Origin of the sequence: Burkholderia sp. BCC1208, assembly GCF_902833095.1 — a bacterium.
Lineage (GTDB): Bacteria > Pseudomonadota > Gammaproteobacteria > Burkholderiales > Burkholderiaceae > Burkholderia.
In genome coordinates, this window is the sequence record NZ_CADFDY010000015.1 from 101513 (window position 1) to 115234 (window position 13722).

Consider the following 13722-nt stretch of genomic DNA (forward strand, 5'->3'; position numbering starts at 1 on the left):
ATTTTCGTCGCTCACCAGTTCCACATCGAACCGTCGCGCAGCCGGGCGACCGGCAGGTACGCGCGCTCGTACGGATATTTCGCGGCCAGCGCCTCGTCGATGTCGACGCCGAGACCCGGCACGTCGTCCATCACGAGATAGCCGTCCTCGAAGCGGTAGCTGTGCGGAAACACTTCGTCGGTCAGCGGGCTGTGCGGCATTAGCTCCTGGATGCCGAAGTTCGGCGCCCACAGCCCGAAGTTCACCGCCGCCGCCATGCAGACGGGCGACAGGTCGGTCGCGCCGTGAAAGCCCGTGCGCACCTGGTACATCGCCGCGTAGTCGGCAATGCGCCGCACGTGCGTGATCCCGCCCGCATGCACGATCGTCGCGCGGATGTAGTCGATCAGCTGGTCGCGGATCAAATCCTTGCAATCCCAGATCGAGTTGAATACCTCGCCGACCGCGAGCGGCGTCGTCGTGTGCTGGCGGATCAGGCGGAACGCGTCCTGGTTCTCCGCGGGCGTCGCGTCCTCGAGCCAGAACAGCCGATGCGGTTCGAGATCGCGGCCGAGCCGCGCCGCCTCGATCGGCGTCAGCCGATGATGCGCGTCGTGCAGCAGGTGCGGCGCGTCGCCGACCGCGTCGCGCACCTTGCGGAACAGTTCCGGCGTGTGGCGCAGGTAGAGCGTAGTGTCCCACGGCTCCTCGGGCGGCAGCCCCTTCTCGGCCGGCTCGTACGCACCGGCCGTCCTGCCGACGCCGTACACCTTGTCGAGCCCCGGCACGCCCGACTGCACGCGAATCGCGCGAAAACCTTCCTCGATATGCGCGCGCACCGCGTCGACCGCTTCCTCGTGATCGCGCCCGTTCGCGTGGCCGTACACCATCAGCCCGTCGCGGCTCTTGCCGCCGAGCAACTGGTAGACGGGCATGCCGGCGAGCTTGCCCTTGATGTCCCACAGCGCCATGTCGATCGCGGCGATCGCCGTCATCGTCACGGGCCCGCGCCGCCAGTACGCGCCGCGATACAGGTATTGCCAGATGTCCTCGATGTTGCGCGGGTCGCGGCCGACGAGGCACGGGAACACGTGGTCTTCCAGATACGCGCGCACCGCGAGTTCGCGCCCGTTGAGCGTCGCGTCGCCGAGGCCGTAGATGCCTTCGTCGGTCATGATCTTCACCGTCACGAAGTTCCGTCCCGGACACGTGACGATGGTCTGCAAGCGTTCGATTTTCACTGCGCTCCTCCAGCAGGCGGTTCAGTCGACAAAGTAGTGGGGCGCGCGGCTGCGCACTTCCGGCAGATGCGAGCCGATCCGGTCGACGTGCGTCGCGACCGCCGCGCCGAGGAGCGCCATGTTGCGCGACGCGATGTGCGCGAGGATCTGTTCGTGCTCCTGCAGCGCGCGGCGCGCGTGATCCTCGACGCGATCGAGCAGCAGCCAGCGCACGCGGTCGAACTGGCGCTTCATCGGCTGCAGCATTTCCCATACGTGCGGCCGGCCCGCGAACGCGAACATCCGGCCGTGCATCGTCTCGTCGAGATCGAAGAACGCTTCGACATCGCGCGCGGCCACGGCGGCCCGCTGCGCGTCGATGATCCGCGACAGCTCCGCGAGCTGCTCCGGCGTGATCTTCTGCGCGAGTTCGACGTGGTTCGCGCATTCGAGCGTGCTGCGCGCGAACCGCCCTTCCTCGAGGATCGACACCGGAATCGGCGCGACCAGCGTACCGACCTTCCGGTAGATCTGCACGAGCCGCTCGTCGGCAAGCTGCGCGAACGCTTCGCGCACCGGCGTGCGGCTGACCTTGATCGTCGTGGAGATCACGGCCTCCGACAGCGCGGTACGCGGCGGCAGCGCGCCGCGCACGATCGCGTGGCGCAGCAGCGCGTGCACCTGCTCCGTGTACGACCGGCTCTCGTCCAGCGAGAACCCTTGCAACGCCGTGACGACGACGTCCTCTTCTTCCAGTGCTGCCGTTTCGCTCATGGTTGCCGATTGATCCGACTTGATATCGATATCTACCATGGTACAGAAGGCGTGATATCCAGGCGATCTAGCGTTTACACCGATAACTCTCGCGTAAAACTCGAAATAACCTGCACGCATCTCGTCATCTACCATGGTACAAACCGTCACCGACCGCCATGCCACCTGCTCCCGACTTCCTGCGCACCGCGCCGCCCGGCACGCGCCGCCCCGGTTATGACCGGCAGGCGGTCCGCACGGGGATCGTCCATCTCGGCCTCGGCGCGTTCCATCGCGCGCATCAGGCGCTCCATACGGAAACGGTGCTCGAACAGGGCGATCTCCGCTGGGGCATCGTGGGCGTCGAACTGCGGCGGCGCCATACCGTCGACCTGCTCGCCGCGCAGGATCACCTGTACACGGTGACCGAGCGCGACGGGGGCGGTGCGCGCACGCGCATCGTCGGCGCCGTGCACGGCGCGCTGTTCGCGCCCGAATCGCTGCCCGCGCTGCTGGCGCTGATCGCCGATCCGGCCGTGTCGATCGTCAGCCTGACCGTGACCGAGAAAGGCTATTGCCGACGCCCCGGCGGCGGGCTCGACGCCGACGATCCCGCCCTCCGGCAGGATCTCGCGACGCCCGACGCGCCGCGCACCGCGCTCGGCGTGATCGCGGCCGGCCTGCGCGTGCGGCCGGCGAACGCGCCGCTCACCGTCGTCTGCTGCGACAACATGACGTCGAACGGCGACACGCTGCGCGCGCTGCTGATCGACTACGCGGAACGCATCGACGGCGCGCTCGCGCGACGCATCCGAGACGACGTCGCGTTCCCGAACAGCATGGTCGACCGGATCGTGCCGGCTGCGACGCCCGAATCGCTCGACTGGACGCACGCGCATCTCGGCGCGCGCGACGCGGCCGCGATCGTCTGCGAGCCGTTTTCGCAATGGGTGATCGAGGATCGTTTCGCCGGCCCGCGCCCGCGCTGGGAAGACGCCGGCGCGCACGTCGTCGCCGACGTGCGGCCGTACGAAACGATGAAGCTGCGGCTGCTGAACGGCTCGCATTCGGCCATTGCGTATGCGGGGCAACTGCGCGGGCGCGCGACCGTGTCCGATGCGATGGCCGATCCGGCGATCGCGGCGCTCGTCGACGGCGTGATGACGCGCGATCTGCTCGCGACCGTCGACGTGCCGTCCGGTTACGACGCGCACGGCTATTGCGCGACGCTCGTGCAGCGCTTCCGGAATCCGACGCTCGCGCATCGCACCGAACAGATCGCGATGGACGGCACGCAAAAGGTGCCGCTGCGCTGGCTGCCGGCGCTCGGCGAAAGCGCGGCGGCCGGCATCGAACGTCCGTATCTGGAGCGCGCGCTGGCGCTCTGGCTGCATTACCTCGCCACCGCGCACGACGAATCGGGCCGGCCGCTGACGATCAGCGATCCGGGCGCGGCCGCGCTCGGCGCGACGCTGTCGGCGGCCGGCGATGCAACCGGCGCGGTTCGGGCCGCACTCGGCAGCCCCGCGCTCGCCGGTTCGGCTGCATGGCCGGAGGCGTTGATCGCGCGCGTCGGCACGCATCTGGCGACGCTGCGCACGCACGGCACCGACGCTTTGCTCGCGCCGTTGCACGCGCGCTGAACGACTGCCCACCCGGTTCGCCGCAACCCGCGCGAACCGCGCAATACCCCGCCCGCCGAGGTCCGTGCCGACGCGGCGATCGATCGACAAGACATGACGGCCGGCCCACCGGCACGAAGGAGACGGACATGAAGCAGAAGTCGCAGGCGTGGTTCACGGTGTTCCTGCTGTTCCTGGTGTATGGAATCAACTACCTCGACCGCGTCGCGCTGTCGATCGTCGCCCCGATCGTGCAGACCGATCTCGGCATCGACGCCGCGCAGATGGGCCTCGTGTTCAGCACGTTCTTCATCGGCTACGCGCTGTTCAATTTCATCGGCGGGCTCGCATCCGACCGGCTCGGGCCGAAGCTCGTGTACGTGCTGTCGGTCGGGCTGTGGTCGGTGTTCTGCGGGATGACCGCGCTCACCGTCGGCTTCGTGAGCCTGCTGATCGTGCGGCTGCTGTTCGGCATGGCCGAAGGGCCGCTGTGCTCGGCCGCGAACAAGATGGTCAACAACTGGCTGCCGCGCGACGGCGCCGCGACCGCGATGGGGCTGCTCAGTGCGGGCTCGCCGCTCGGCGGCGCGATCGCCGGGCCGATCGTCGGCCTGCTGGCCGCGCAGTTCGGCTGGCGGCCGGCATTCTGGATCGTCTGCGCGATCGGGCTCGCGTGGGTCGTCGTCTGGATGATGTCGACGTCCGACCGTCCGGCGACGCCGATCAACGACGCAGCGGGCGCGGGCGCGCCGATCCACGCAGCCGCGGCCGCCGCCGCGGCGACGCCCGCGCATACGCTGTCGCACTACGTGCGCCAGCCGCGCATCCTCGCGACCGCCGCCGCGTTCTTCAGCTACAACTACGTGCTGTTCTTCTTCCTGAGCTGGTTCCCGAGCTATCTCGTGCGCGCGCACCATCTGAACATCAAGGAAATGAGCGTCGCCACCGTCGTGCCCTGGCTCGTCGGCACGGTCGGCCTCGCGTGCGGCGGCGCGATCTCGGATGCGCTCTATCGGCTCACCGGCAACCTGCTGCTATCGCGCCGGATCGTGCTCGTGACCTGCCTGCTCGGCGCAGGCGCGTGCGTGGCGGTGGCCGGCGCCGTGCAGTCGACGCAAGGCGCGGTCGCGCTGATGTCCGTGTCGCTGTTCTTCCTGTACGTGACGGGCGCGATCTACTGGGCGATCGTGCAGGACGTCGTGCATCCGGCCCGCGTCGGCGGCGTCAGCGGCTTCCTGCATTGCATGGGCAGCCTGTCGGGCGTGATCGGCCCGGCCGTCACCGGCCTCATCGTCGAACGCAGCGGCTCGTTCGCGTCCGCGTTCGTGCTGGCCGGCGCGATCGCCCTCGCGGGCGCGGTGCTGGCCGGCGTGTTCGTGCGCAACGCGCGGCCGTCGGAAGTCCTGCGCGAACACACCGCGCACTGACGTCGCCGGGCGGCGGCTTGCCGCGCGACGCCGCCCTCGCCACGCTCGAAACGTATGCGTACTGGCTTGCAAAGGGCGCGCCGGTCGGCACGAAGCTGCCGGGCCAGGGGTTCCTGCCCGACTCGATGTACGGGTGCAGCGTAAACGGCCGCATGCTCGGCGCGCCATGACGCGCGGCCGGTGCGGCCGGCGCGCTCACGGGCGCCAGCGATACACGACGATGCTCGACCCGTTGTAGTTGTCCTTCGTGATCACGTATTCGCCGGTCGAGCGCAGGTACGCACGGACGCCGTACATCGAGTCGACGTCGTTGCCGACATCCATCGCCGCCGTGTTCGAGTTCGTCAGCGTGGTGACGAGCGCGCCGGTGTTCAGATCGAATATGTCGATGTTCGGCACCGTGTGCACGTAGCCGACGAACAGGTAGTGGCCCGCCGCCGCGATCGATTTCGGGTTCGCGCTCGTCAGGTTGATCACCGGGTTCGGCGTGCTCGTGTTGCCGTTCTTCCAACCCCGATAGACCTCGATGTGCCCGTTCATCGCGGTCCAGTCCCAGTTGCCCGCGAGGCCCTGCGCGAGGATCATCGTGTCGCTGTCGGCCTGGTAGATGATGCGCGTCACGGGCGCCACGCTGGCCGGCACGGCCGTCGTCACCGGCTTGCCCCACGACGGCTTGCCGGTCGCGTCGAAGCCCGTCATCGGGTAGCGCGTGATCACGTTGGAGCCGTTCAGTCCGGCCCACACGTCGCCGTTGCCGTCGATGTCGAAACCGGCCGTCACCTGCAGCGTCGTGTTGAACGGCTTACCGGGCAGCGAGCCGGCCGGAATCGCGATATATCCGCTCGCCGTGTTGAAGTAATAGAAGTTGAAGTTGCCCGGATTCTGGCCCGACGCAACGAGAATCCGGTTGCCGCCGACCGTCACGAGCTGGCCGAAGTGCTGGCCGCGCTGATAGTCGTTCATGTCGAGGCGCGGGTCCTTCGGATAAGTGAACGGGTCGACCGTGTTCGCGACGAACGTGCCGCCCGCGGTGCCCGTATAGACGTTGTTGCCGCTGAAGAACAACGTGCCGTCGGTCGCGGGGTCGGGCGCGGCGATTCCCTCGAAGTTCAGCGCCTGCAGCTTCCATTGCAGCGTGCCGATCGGGCTGTACGAATGCAGATCGGTGCTGCCGTTGCGGCCGAGATCCCAGCCGCCGCCCCATGCGTTGTTCAGCACGTACAGGTTGCCGGCGGCATCCTTGCCGAGCGCCGCGACGCGCGTGAAGCGCTTGTCGCCGACCTGCCCCTTGATGCCCGTCGTCGTGTCGAGATAGCCGCCCTGCACGCCGAACGTGCCGATCTGCACCGGTAGCCCGGGCAGCCCGCCGTACACCTTGATGTTCATGTCGGGCCCTTCGTCGCCCACCATCAACTGGCCCATCGACGCATCGAAGTACAGCGACGCCGGCCGCGCGCCGGCCGCCATCTGCAGCGTGTTCATCGCCGCGCCGGTCGCGCTGAATTGCGCGACGACGCCCGCGCTCTTGCGCGCCACCCACAGGTTGCCGGCCGCATCGAGCGCCAGCGCGCCGGGGCCCGTGACGCCGATGTCGCGCTGCCACACGCCGTCGGTCGTATAGACGCGCACGCGGTTGCCGTAGAAGTCGCTCACGTACAGCAGATTGCCGCCCGTCGCGAGGCCCGTGATCACGTCCGCATACTGGATGCCCGTCCACGTGCTGACCGGAATGCGCAGGTCGCGCTGGTTCGTGCTTCGGTTGTAGCGGCCCACCGAACCGCTGCCGAACGTGCGGTTGTAGCCGAGCGCGACGAACAGCGACGTCGAATTGCCGGTGATCGCGCCGCCCTGGAATTCGTCGTGGATGCCGATCGTGCCGAGCGGCTGGCCGTTCTGGTAGATCGCGACGCCGCCCGCGTTCTCGTCCCAGCGCGACGCCGTGTAGATCACGCCTTCGGGCGCGACCCACATCGAGCGCGCGCCGTTGCCGACGTGCGAGGCCAGCGTGCCGTACGTGTTGGCGAGCCAGTCGGTCGAGTATTGCGCCTGCGCATGGCTGGCCGGCACCAGCAGCGCCATGCACATTCCCAGCAACGCCGCGCGGATTTGTTTCATTGACATGAATAATGCTCCCAGACGAACAATGGTCGACACTGTAAATCGCGGCGCATGAAATATTGGTGATTCCGGCAATGCGCGCTCGCCGTTACCCCGAATTATTCACTCCGCGCCTTTTGCCGTCCGGCGCTTTTTCGTCAACGATCGAAAAATCCGCGAACCCCTCGCCACGACGGCCTGCCAGCCGTGCCGCCTCGGCGCGTTTCCCGGCATTTTCTTCCGGGTCACCGAATGCAAATGCGTCATTTTTTCTGATATGACCGCATTGCCTTTTCATTCGCCGGAAATCGTTCCAATTATTACAAATCGAAATTTAAATGAAAGAGAAAAAATATTATCCGGCGCGATCGGCTTTTTGCGATTTCGCGCACGGCTGGGAAAGCGGGGAAAAGGAGAATGAGGCGGAAACCGCGCGCCGGCCGTACCGGCGCGCGGCGGCGATCATTCAGCTCGCCGGGTCGAATGTGGGGCCGTCCCAGCCGCCGGCGTACTTCGGCCGCGCATCGACGACGTCGATCATGCGTTGCCGGTAGAACAGATTCATCGTCGGCTGCAGGTCGGCGGGCAATTGCCCGCCATGCGCACGCGCAGTCAGGCTGTTCGGCACGACGCGCATGCCGAGCCGGTTCGTGCCGAACACGATTTCGCCGCACCACGCGCGCCATGCGCGCGACATCGACTTCGACGGATGCGGGAACCTCGCGCGGCCGCCGTCGAGCGGATCATGTCGTCTCGTCGAAAAGGGAGGCGCCAGTACAGGCGCATGCAGACAATAGGGCCCGCGGCGGCCGCGAGCCCCCGTTGCACGCGCAACGACCGCTGCGTCAGAACTTCTGGCGCAGCCCGAGGCTCACGATCGCCTGCGACCGCGAATCGGACGAATGGCCGTTCGCCTTGTCCGACACCGACGCGGTCGCGGCCACCGGCCGGCCGAGCGCGTCGAGCGTCGTGCCGGACGCACGCTGGTATGCGCCGAGCAGGTACACGCTGGTGCGCTTCGACAGGTCGTAGACGGCGCCGAGCGTGACGTTGTGATACTGCGCGCGATTGCCGATGCCGTCGACGTCGCTGCCGCGCGTGTAGCTGTAGCCGGCGAACAGCTGCGTCTGCGGCTGCACGTTCCAGCGCGTGAACACGCCGGCGACGTTGAACGTCGCGTGGCCGCTGAACAGCGACTGCGCGCCGCTGCGGTACTGCACGTTGCTGTAGTTCACGCCGACGACGGCCGGGCCGAAATCGTACGTCGCACCGGTCGCGATCACCTGCTGCGACTGCGCGCTCGCATAGCCTTCGTTGATCGACGAATTGAACAGGCCGTCGTCGGTGCCTTGCCACTTGCCCGCCGTCGGATCGGTCGCGCCCGTCTTGCTGTTGTCCGAGCGCTCGTAGCCGACGCCGACGCGCAGCGGGCCGGCCGCGTACGCGGCGCCGACGCTCCACGTGTTGCGCTGCTTCATGCTGCCCGGCTGGCCGCCGAAGCCGTACAGCGCGCCGAACGTGAAGCCCGCGTAGTTCGCGCTCGTGTACTTGATCGAGCTGTCGACGCGCGCGGTCTGGTCGAGATCGTCGATGTCGCCCGGGTGCGCGCCGAAGCCGCCGATGAACGACGATGGGCCGACCGGGCTCACGAAATCGTCGAGCGACGTGTACTGACGGCCGAGCGTGATCGTGCCGTAGCGGTCGCTGCCGACGCCGACGAACGCCTGCCGGCCGAACTGGCGGCCGCCCTGGCCCGACCTGCCGTTGGTGATGTCGAAGCCGTTCTCGAGGACGAACAGCGCGCGCATCCCGCCGCCGAGATCCTCGGAACCCTTGATGCCCCACCGGCTACCGGACAGGTTGCCCGTCGTGAGCCCGACGCTCGAATGCCCGGTGTACGCGCCCGCGGCGCCGACGCGTTCGTTGCTGCGATAGGTCACGCCCGCATCGACGATGCCGTACAGCGTGACGGAGCTTTGCGCGGCGGCGATACCCGCGAGCGAGAGCAGCAGCGGGGCTGCGATCAGTTGCTTGTTCATGGTTTCATGTCTCCGGGCGGTGAACCCGTTGTTCTGGCTGTTGCGAGTAACGCGCGGGCGCCGACATCCGCCGGCGGTGCGAGGCCGGCGACGTTCGCGCGCGACGATGCGGCGGGCATGCCCGCCGCGGCCGGTATGGTAGTTGGAACCGGTTCCGTTCCAAAGCGGAATAATGACAACAGTTTTTTGTTGAAATTGAGATAGTCGGATACGCGACCGGGGGGCGCGGCTGGCGCGCCTGTACAGTCAGGAGCGACGCAGACGATAATCGGCTGCACGCCTTCCATCGGGAGCTTCTTCATGCATGAAACGACCCTGCTGATCTTCGCCGCCGTCGCGTTCGTCGGCATCGCGACACCCGGCCCGACCGTGCTGCTCGCGCTGACCAACGGCTCGCGCTACGGCGTGCGCCGCGCGGCCTACGGTTTCGCGGGCGCGATGCTGTCCGACTTCGTGCTGATCGTCGCGGTCGCGCTCGGCCTCGGCGCGCTGCTGATGGCGTCGGCGTTCTGGTTCTCGGTCGTGAAATGGCTCGGCGCCGCGTACCTCGCCTATGTCGGCATCCGGCTGCTGATGTCGAAGGGATCGCTCGACGTCGCGGCCGCGCAGGGCGCCACGGCCTCCGGACGCCACGTGTCGATCTTCGCGAAAAGCTTCCTGACCGCGGTGACGAACCCGAAAGGCTATCTGTTCTTCTCCGCGTTCCTGCCGCAGTTCCTCGATCCGCAGGCGCCGCTCGCGCCGCAATACGTCGCGCTCGCGGTCACGTTCGCGCTGCTCGACGGCGTCGTGATGTTCGGCTACGCGCTGCTCGGTGCACGCGCGGTGCGGCTGCTGAAGCGCTCGGGCGCGCTGTGGCTCGAACGCACGTGCGGCGCGATGCTGCTGGCGCTCGCTGGTTCGCTCGCGCTGTACCGACGCCATGCCGCGTAGGCGCCCGGTTCGATGAAAATCGCCGCCCCGCCCCGCTCCGGCTTCCCCGGCCTGTCGCTCCGGCAGCTCGAACGCGCGGACCTCGACGCGTGGTACGCGTATCTGTCGAATCCCGACGTCTTCCGCCACACGAGCTGGAACCTGCGCTCGCCCGAGGATCTGCTGCCGCTGTTCGACAACATCGAATCGGCCGATCCGGATTCGGTCCGGCGTCTCGCGATCGTCGACACCGCATCGGGCGCGCTCGCCGGGACGGTCGGGCTGCATACGGTGTCCACCGTGAACCGCTCGGCGGAGATCGCGTACGACCTCGCGCCGCCGCACTGGGGGCGCGGCATCGCGAGCGCGGTATGCGAAGCCGTCACCGCGTGGGCGTTCGCGCACGGCGGCTTCATCCGCATGCAGGCCGTGGTGCTGACCAGCAACGCAGGCTCCGCGCGCGTGTTGCAGAAGTGCGGCTACCGCTACGAAGGGCTGCTGCGCGCCTACAAGATGGTGCGCGGCACGCCGGGCGATTTCGCGATGTACGCACGGCTCGCGACCGACTGACGCGCCGCCCGCGGCCTCGCGCGCCGACGCCGCCACGCCGCCACGCCGCCACGCCGCCACGCGATTGGACGGCCCGCGCCGAATTGGCGACAATCGCCGTTCCCCTCATCGACGTTCCGCCATGAAAATCGCCGCGCTGTCCGACATCCACGGCAACCTCGCCGCGCTCGACGCGGTGCTCGACGACGTCCGCCGCCGCGGCGCCGACGTGATCGTCAATCTCGGCGACATCGTGTCGGGCGCGCTCCATCCGGCCGAGACGGCCGACCGCCTGATCGCGCTCGGCCTGCCGACCGTCAAGGGCAATCACGAACGGCAGTTGCTCACCTACGATCGCGACGCGATGCGGCTGTCCGATCGCTGGGCGCACGACACGCTGCGCGCCGGCCAGCTCGACTGGATCGCCGCGCTGCCCGAACGCCTGATGCTCGACGGCGACGTGCTGATGGTGCACGGCACGCCGGCCAGCGATCTCGTCTATTTCCTCGAAACGGTCACGCCCGACGGCTGCCGCGCGGCCACGCCCGATGAGGTCGCGCAGCGCGCGGGCGACACGGCGGCCTCGCTGATCCTGTGCGGCCACACGCACGTGCCGCGCACCGCGAAGCTCGACGACGGCCGGCTGATCGTCAATCCGGGCAGCGTCGGGCTGCAGGCGTACGCGGATGACCTGCCGCATCCGCACCGGATCGAGACCGGCTCGCCCCATGCGCGCTACGCGATGGTGTCGCGCACGGCGGCCGGCTGGAACGTCGAATTCCATGCGGTCGAATACGACTGGCACACGGCCGCCGCCATCGCGGCCTCGCGCGGCCGCGACGACTGGACCGTCGCGCTGCGCACCGGCCGCTGCTGACGCGCATCTGCAACGCGTGTGACGTCGCGCACATCGCACAGGTCACACACATCGGCACGCGCCTGAAACCGCGACGCTCGCGCGCCGCGTCGCGTCACCCCGCGCTCCTCAGCGTCAGCCTCGCTTCGAGCCCGCCACCGTCGGACCGGTTGTTCAGCGTGAGCGTACCGCCCATCGCAAGCGCCAGTTGCCGCGCGATCGCGAGGCCGAGCCCCGTGCCGCCCGTATCGCGATTGCGCGACGTCTCCACGCGCCGGAACGGCTCGAACACCGCGTCGAGCTGATCGTCCGGAATGCCGGGCCCGCGGTCGAGCACCGCGATCACCGCGCCGCCGTCCGGCGCCGCCCGCACGTCGATCTCGGCCGCGCCCGCGAACTTCAGCGCGTTGTCGACCAGGTTGCCGACGATGCGGCGCAGTGCCTTCGGCCGCGTGACGAGCGCGAGCGGCGCGCCGCTGTGCAGCGCGACGTCCTGCCCCGCATCCGTGTAGTCGTACACGATGCTGTCGAGCAGCGCGTCGAGATCGATGCGGCGTGCGGCCTCCTCGGTGCCGTGCAGCGTCCGCGCGTACGCGACGCCCTCCTTCACCAGATGCTCCATCTCCAGCAGGTCCTGGCGCAGCTTGGCGCCCTGCGTATCGTCGTCCATCACGTCGACGCGCAGCCGCATCCGCGTGATCGGCGTCTGCAGGTCGTGCGAGATCGACGCGAGGATCTGCATGCGCTCGGCCATGTACTGCGCGATGCGGTCCTGCATCGCGTTGAATGCCCGCGCGGCGCGCGCGACTTCCGACGGCCCCTCTTCGCTCAGCCGCTCGCCTTTCAGATCGGGGCCGAGCGCATCGGCGGCCTGCGCGAGCTGGTTGAGCGGCCGCGTCGCGAGCCGCACCGCGAGCCAGCAGCACGCGGCCAGCACCGCGAGCTGCACCACGAGCACGGCCGGCAGCCAGCCCGACAGCGGCACCGTCGACATCGGGTGGATGTCGATCGTCAGCGGCGACCCGTCGGTCAGCCGCAGATGCACCTGCAGGTGTTCGCTGTCGCCGGGGATCGAATTCGCGGTCAGCGGGTAGTCGCCGCCGATGCCGTCCGAGATCGAGCGCTCGACGCGCGCCGACAGCCGCGCCTCCGGCGGCGTGCCGGTTTGGCCGGGCCCGAGGATGAACGCATAGCTGCGCCGCGCGAGGCGCGGCAACCACGCGGCCCGCTCGGCCGGCGGCAGATGGTCGAGCAGCGCGACCGAACTCGCGACCTCCCGCTCGATGTAGCCCATCATCAGGTTCGTGGTCGCCTGGTCTCGCTCGGTCACGGTCAGCCAGAACGACAGCGTCTGCGCGAGCGCGAGGCCCACGCACAGGATCAGCGCGAGCCGTGCGAACAGCGAGCGCGGCCAGTGCCACGGCATGCGCGCGTTCATGGCGTACCGCCGACGGAGGTCACGGCCGACGAGAACACGTAGCCCTCGTTGCGCAGCGTCTTGATGTAGCGCGGTTCGCGCGCGCCGTCGCGCAGGCGCTGGCGCAGCCGGCTCACGAGCAGGTCGATCGAGCGGTCGAACGGGTCGGACTGGCGCCCTTGCGTGAGATTGAGCAACTGGTCGCGCGTCAGCACGCGCTGCGGGTTGTCGAGGAACACGCGCAGCAGCCGGTATTCGGCGCCGCTCAGCGCGACCAGCGTGCCTTCGGCGTCGAGCAGGTGGCGTCCGGTCGTGTCGAGCTGCCATTCGCCGAATGCGAGTATCGCGGCCGTTTCCGTCACCTGCATGCCGGGCGGCAGCATGCGCGCGCGGCGCAGCACCGAGCGGATCCGCGCGAGCAGCTCGCGCACCGCGAACGGCTTGGCCAGGTAATCGTCGGCGCCCATCTCGAGGCCGATGATGCGGTCGGTTTCCTCGCCGCGTGCGGTGAGCATCAGCACCGGCACCGTGCGGAACTTGCCGGCGCGCAGGTCCCGGCACAGCGTCAGGCCGTCCTCGCCGGGCAGCATCAGGTCGAGCACGATCAGGTCGGGCGCGCCGTCATCCAGCGCGTTGCGCATCTCCCGGCCGTTCGCGGCCAGCGACACGCGCATGCCGTTCTTCTCCAGGTAGTCCGCGATCAGTTCGCGGATCGCGCGATCGTCGTCGACGATCAGCACGTGGTCGATCTTGTCCATGAGTCGTTGTAGGTGTCGGTATCGGTGTCGGGGTTCGGGCGGGCGATGTCCGCTTTTATACCGCACGGCGGGCACGCGTTTGTATCCCAATGT

14 protein-coding genes and 1 pseudogene are annotated in these 13722 nt (G+C 68.6%); 6 read left to right on the top strand and 9 right to left on the bottom strand.

Features of this window, described 5'->3' with window-relative positions:
- Positions 1–11 precede the first annotated feature (11 nt).
- Together manD and HWX09_RS31720 are read right to left on the bottom strand one after the other, a co-directional pair.
- Positions 12–1220 carry a D-mannonate dehydratase ManD gene (gene manD, locus HWX09_RS31715; protein ID WP_027781445.1) on the bottom strand — a complete coding sequence of 403 codons (1209 nt, stop codon included), beginning with the start codon at positions 1218–1220 and terminating at the stop codon, positions 12–14.
- A 21-nt stretch (positions 1221–1241) separates the two neighbouring features.
- On the bottom strand, positions 1242–1973 hold the full coding sequence (locus tag HWX09_RS31720) for a GntR family transcriptional regulator (protein ID WP_027781446.1): 732 nt from the start codon (positions 1971–1973) through the stop codon (positions 1242–1244).
- Between the two features lie 158 nt (positions 1974–2131).
- Here HWX09_RS31720 and HWX09_RS31725 point away from each other — a divergent pair, with 158 nt between their 5' ends.
- From HWX09_RS31725 to HWX09_RS31735, 3 genes are all read left to right on the top strand, one after another.
- Positions 2132–3595, top strand: a complete 1464-nt coding sequence (locus HWX09_RS31725; RefSeq protein ID WP_027781447.1) for a mannitol dehydrogenase family protein — start codon at positions 2132–2134, stop codon at positions 3593–3595.
- Positions 3596–3723: 128 nt separating this feature from the next.
- Complete coding sequence (locus HWX09_RS31730) at positions 3724–5001, top strand: MFS transporter (protein WP_027781448.1); 1278 nt, start codon at positions 3724–3726, stop codon at positions 4999–5001.
- Positions 5002–5018: 17 nt separating this feature from the next.
- On the top strand, positions 5019–5171 hold the full coding sequence (locus HWX09_RS31735) for a hypothetical protein (RefSeq protein ID WP_155257274.1): 153 nt from the start codon (positions 5019–5021) through the stop codon (positions 5169–5171).
- Positions 5172–5196: 25 nt separating this feature from the next.
- Here the strand turns inward: HWX09_RS31735 and HWX09_RS31740 are convergent, their stop codons facing one another.
- The 5 genes and pseudogenes from HWX09_RS31740 to HWX09_RS31760 all read right to left on the bottom strand — a co-directional run bounded on the left by HWX09_RS31740 (position 5197) and on the right by HWX09_RS31760 (position 9439).
- Positions 5197–7122 carry a hypothetical protein gene (locus HWX09_RS31740; protein WP_027781449.1) on the bottom strand — a complete coding sequence of 642 codons (1926 nt, stop codon included), beginning with the start codon at positions 7120–7122 and terminating at the stop codon, positions 5197–5199.
- A gap of 85 nt (positions 7123–7207) precedes the next feature.
- Positions 7208–7396 (bottom strand): hypothetical protein, encoded by a 189-nt coding sequence (locus HWX09_RS31745; RefSeq protein WP_175888617.1) that lies wholly within the window; start codon positions 7394–7396, stop codon positions 7208–7210.
- Positions 7397–7564: 168 nt separating this feature from the next.
- Positions 7565–7837 (bottom strand): annotated as a pseudogene (locus HWX09_RS31750) (aldehyde-activating protein); the annotation flags it as partial.
- A gap of 106 nt (positions 7838–7943) precedes the next feature.
- Positions 7944–9137 (bottom strand): porin, encoded by a 1194-nt coding sequence (locus HWX09_RS31755; RefSeq protein ID WP_027781451.1) that lies wholly within the window; start codon positions 9135–9137, stop codon positions 7944–7946.
- Complete coding sequence (locus HWX09_RS31760) at positions 9134–9439, bottom strand: hypothetical protein (RefSeq protein ID WP_155257275.1); 306 nt, start codon at positions 9437–9439, stop codon at positions 9134–9136. The genes HWX09_RS31755 and HWX09_RS31760 overlap by 4 nt, the downstream gene beginning before the upstream one ends.
- Between HWX09_RS31760 and HWX09_RS31765 the strand changes: the two genes are divergently transcribed.
- The 3 genes from HWX09_RS31765 (at position 9438) to HWX09_RS31775 (ending at position 11475) form a co-directional block, all read left to right on the top strand.
- Positions 9438–10070 carry a LysE family translocator gene (locus tag HWX09_RS31765; RefSeq protein WP_027781452.1) on the top strand — a complete coding sequence of 211 codons (633 nt, stop codon included), beginning with the start codon at positions 9438–9440 and terminating at the stop codon, positions 10068–10070. The genes HWX09_RS31760 and HWX09_RS31765 overlap by 2 nt on opposite strands.
- Positions 10071–10082: 12 nt before the next feature.
- Positions 10083–10619, top strand: coding sequence for a GNAT family protein (locus HWX09_RS31770; protein ID WP_027781453.1), 537 nt, complete (start codon positions 10083–10085; stop codon positions 10617–10619).
- Positions 10620–10740: 121 nt separating this feature from the next.
- Positions 10741–11475: a metallophosphoesterase family protein gene (locus HWX09_RS31775; RefSeq protein WP_027781454.1), complete on the top strand. Its 735-nt coding sequence runs from the start codon at positions 10741–10743 to the stop codon at positions 11473–11475.
- 94 nt (positions 11476–11569) lie between these two features.
- On the opposite strand, the gene HWX09_RS31780 is transcribed toward HWX09_RS31775, so the two are convergent.
- Both HWX09_RS31780 and HWX09_RS31785 read right to left on the bottom strand, forming a co-directional pair.
- Positions 11570–12892, bottom strand: a complete 1323-nt coding sequence (locus HWX09_RS31780; protein ID WP_027781455.1) for an ATP-binding protein — start codon at positions 12890–12892, stop codon at positions 11570–11572.
- Positions 12889–13629, bottom strand: a complete 741-nt coding sequence (locus tag HWX09_RS31785; protein WP_027781456.1) for a response regulator — start codon at positions 13627–13629, stop codon at positions 12889–12891. The genes HWX09_RS31780 and HWX09_RS31785 overlap by 4 nt, the downstream gene beginning before the upstream one ends.
- Between the last annotated feature and the right edge of the window lie 93 nt (positions 13630–13722).

What these genes read in the sequence shown, in the direction of transcription:
- HWX09_RS31720 (WP_027781446.1), bottom strand. Translation starts at nt 1,973, where the DNA reads ATGAGCGAAACGGCAGCACTGGAAGAAGAGGACGTCGTCGTCACGGCG.
- HWX09_RS31725 (WP_027781447.1), top strand. Translation starts at nt 2,132, where the DNA reads ATGCCACCTGCTCCCGACTTCCTGCGCACCGCGCCGCCCGGCACGCGC.
- HWX09_RS31730 (WP_027781448.1), top strand. Translation starts at nt 3,724, where the DNA reads ATGAAGCAGAAGTCGCAGGCGTGGTTCACGGTGTTCCTGCTGTTCCTG.
- HWX09_RS31740 (WP_027781449.1), bottom strand. Translation starts at nt 7,122, where the DNA reads ATGTCAATGAAACAAATCCGCGCGGCGTTGCTGGGAATGTGCATGGCG.
- HWX09_RS31745 (WP_175888617.1), bottom strand. Translation starts at nt 7,396, where the DNA reads ATGAAAAGGCAATGCGGTCATATCAGAAAAAATGACGCATTTGCATTC.
- HWX09_RS31755 (WP_027781451.1), bottom strand. Translation starts at nt 9,137, where the DNA reads ATGAACAAGCAACTGATCGCAGCCCCGCTGCTGCTCTCGCTCGCGGGT.
- HWX09_RS31765 (WP_027781452.1), top strand. Translation starts at nt 9,438, where the DNA reads ATGCATGAAACGACCCTGCTGATCTTCGCCGCCGTCGCGTTCGTCGGC.
- HWX09_RS31760 (WP_155257275.1), bottom strand. Translation starts at nt 9,439, where the DNA reads ATGAAGAAGCTCCCGATGGAAGGCGTGCAGCCGATTATCGTCTGCGTC.
- HWX09_RS31770 (WP_027781453.1), top strand. Translation starts at nt 10,083, where the DNA reads ATGAAAATCGCCGCCCCGCCCCGCTCCGGCTTCCCCGGCCTGTCGCTC.
- HWX09_RS31775 (WP_027781454.1), top strand. Translation starts at nt 10,741, where the DNA reads ATGAAAATCGCCGCGCTGTCCGACATCCACGGCAACCTCGCCGCGCTC.
- HWX09_RS31780 (WP_027781455.1), bottom strand. Translation starts at nt 12,892, where the DNA reads ATGAACGCGCGCATGCCGTGGCACTGGCCGCGCTCGCTGTTCGCACGG.
- HWX09_RS31785 (WP_027781456.1), bottom strand. Translation starts at nt 13,629, where the DNA reads ATGGACAAGATCGACCACGTGCTGATCGTCGACGACGATCGCGCGATC.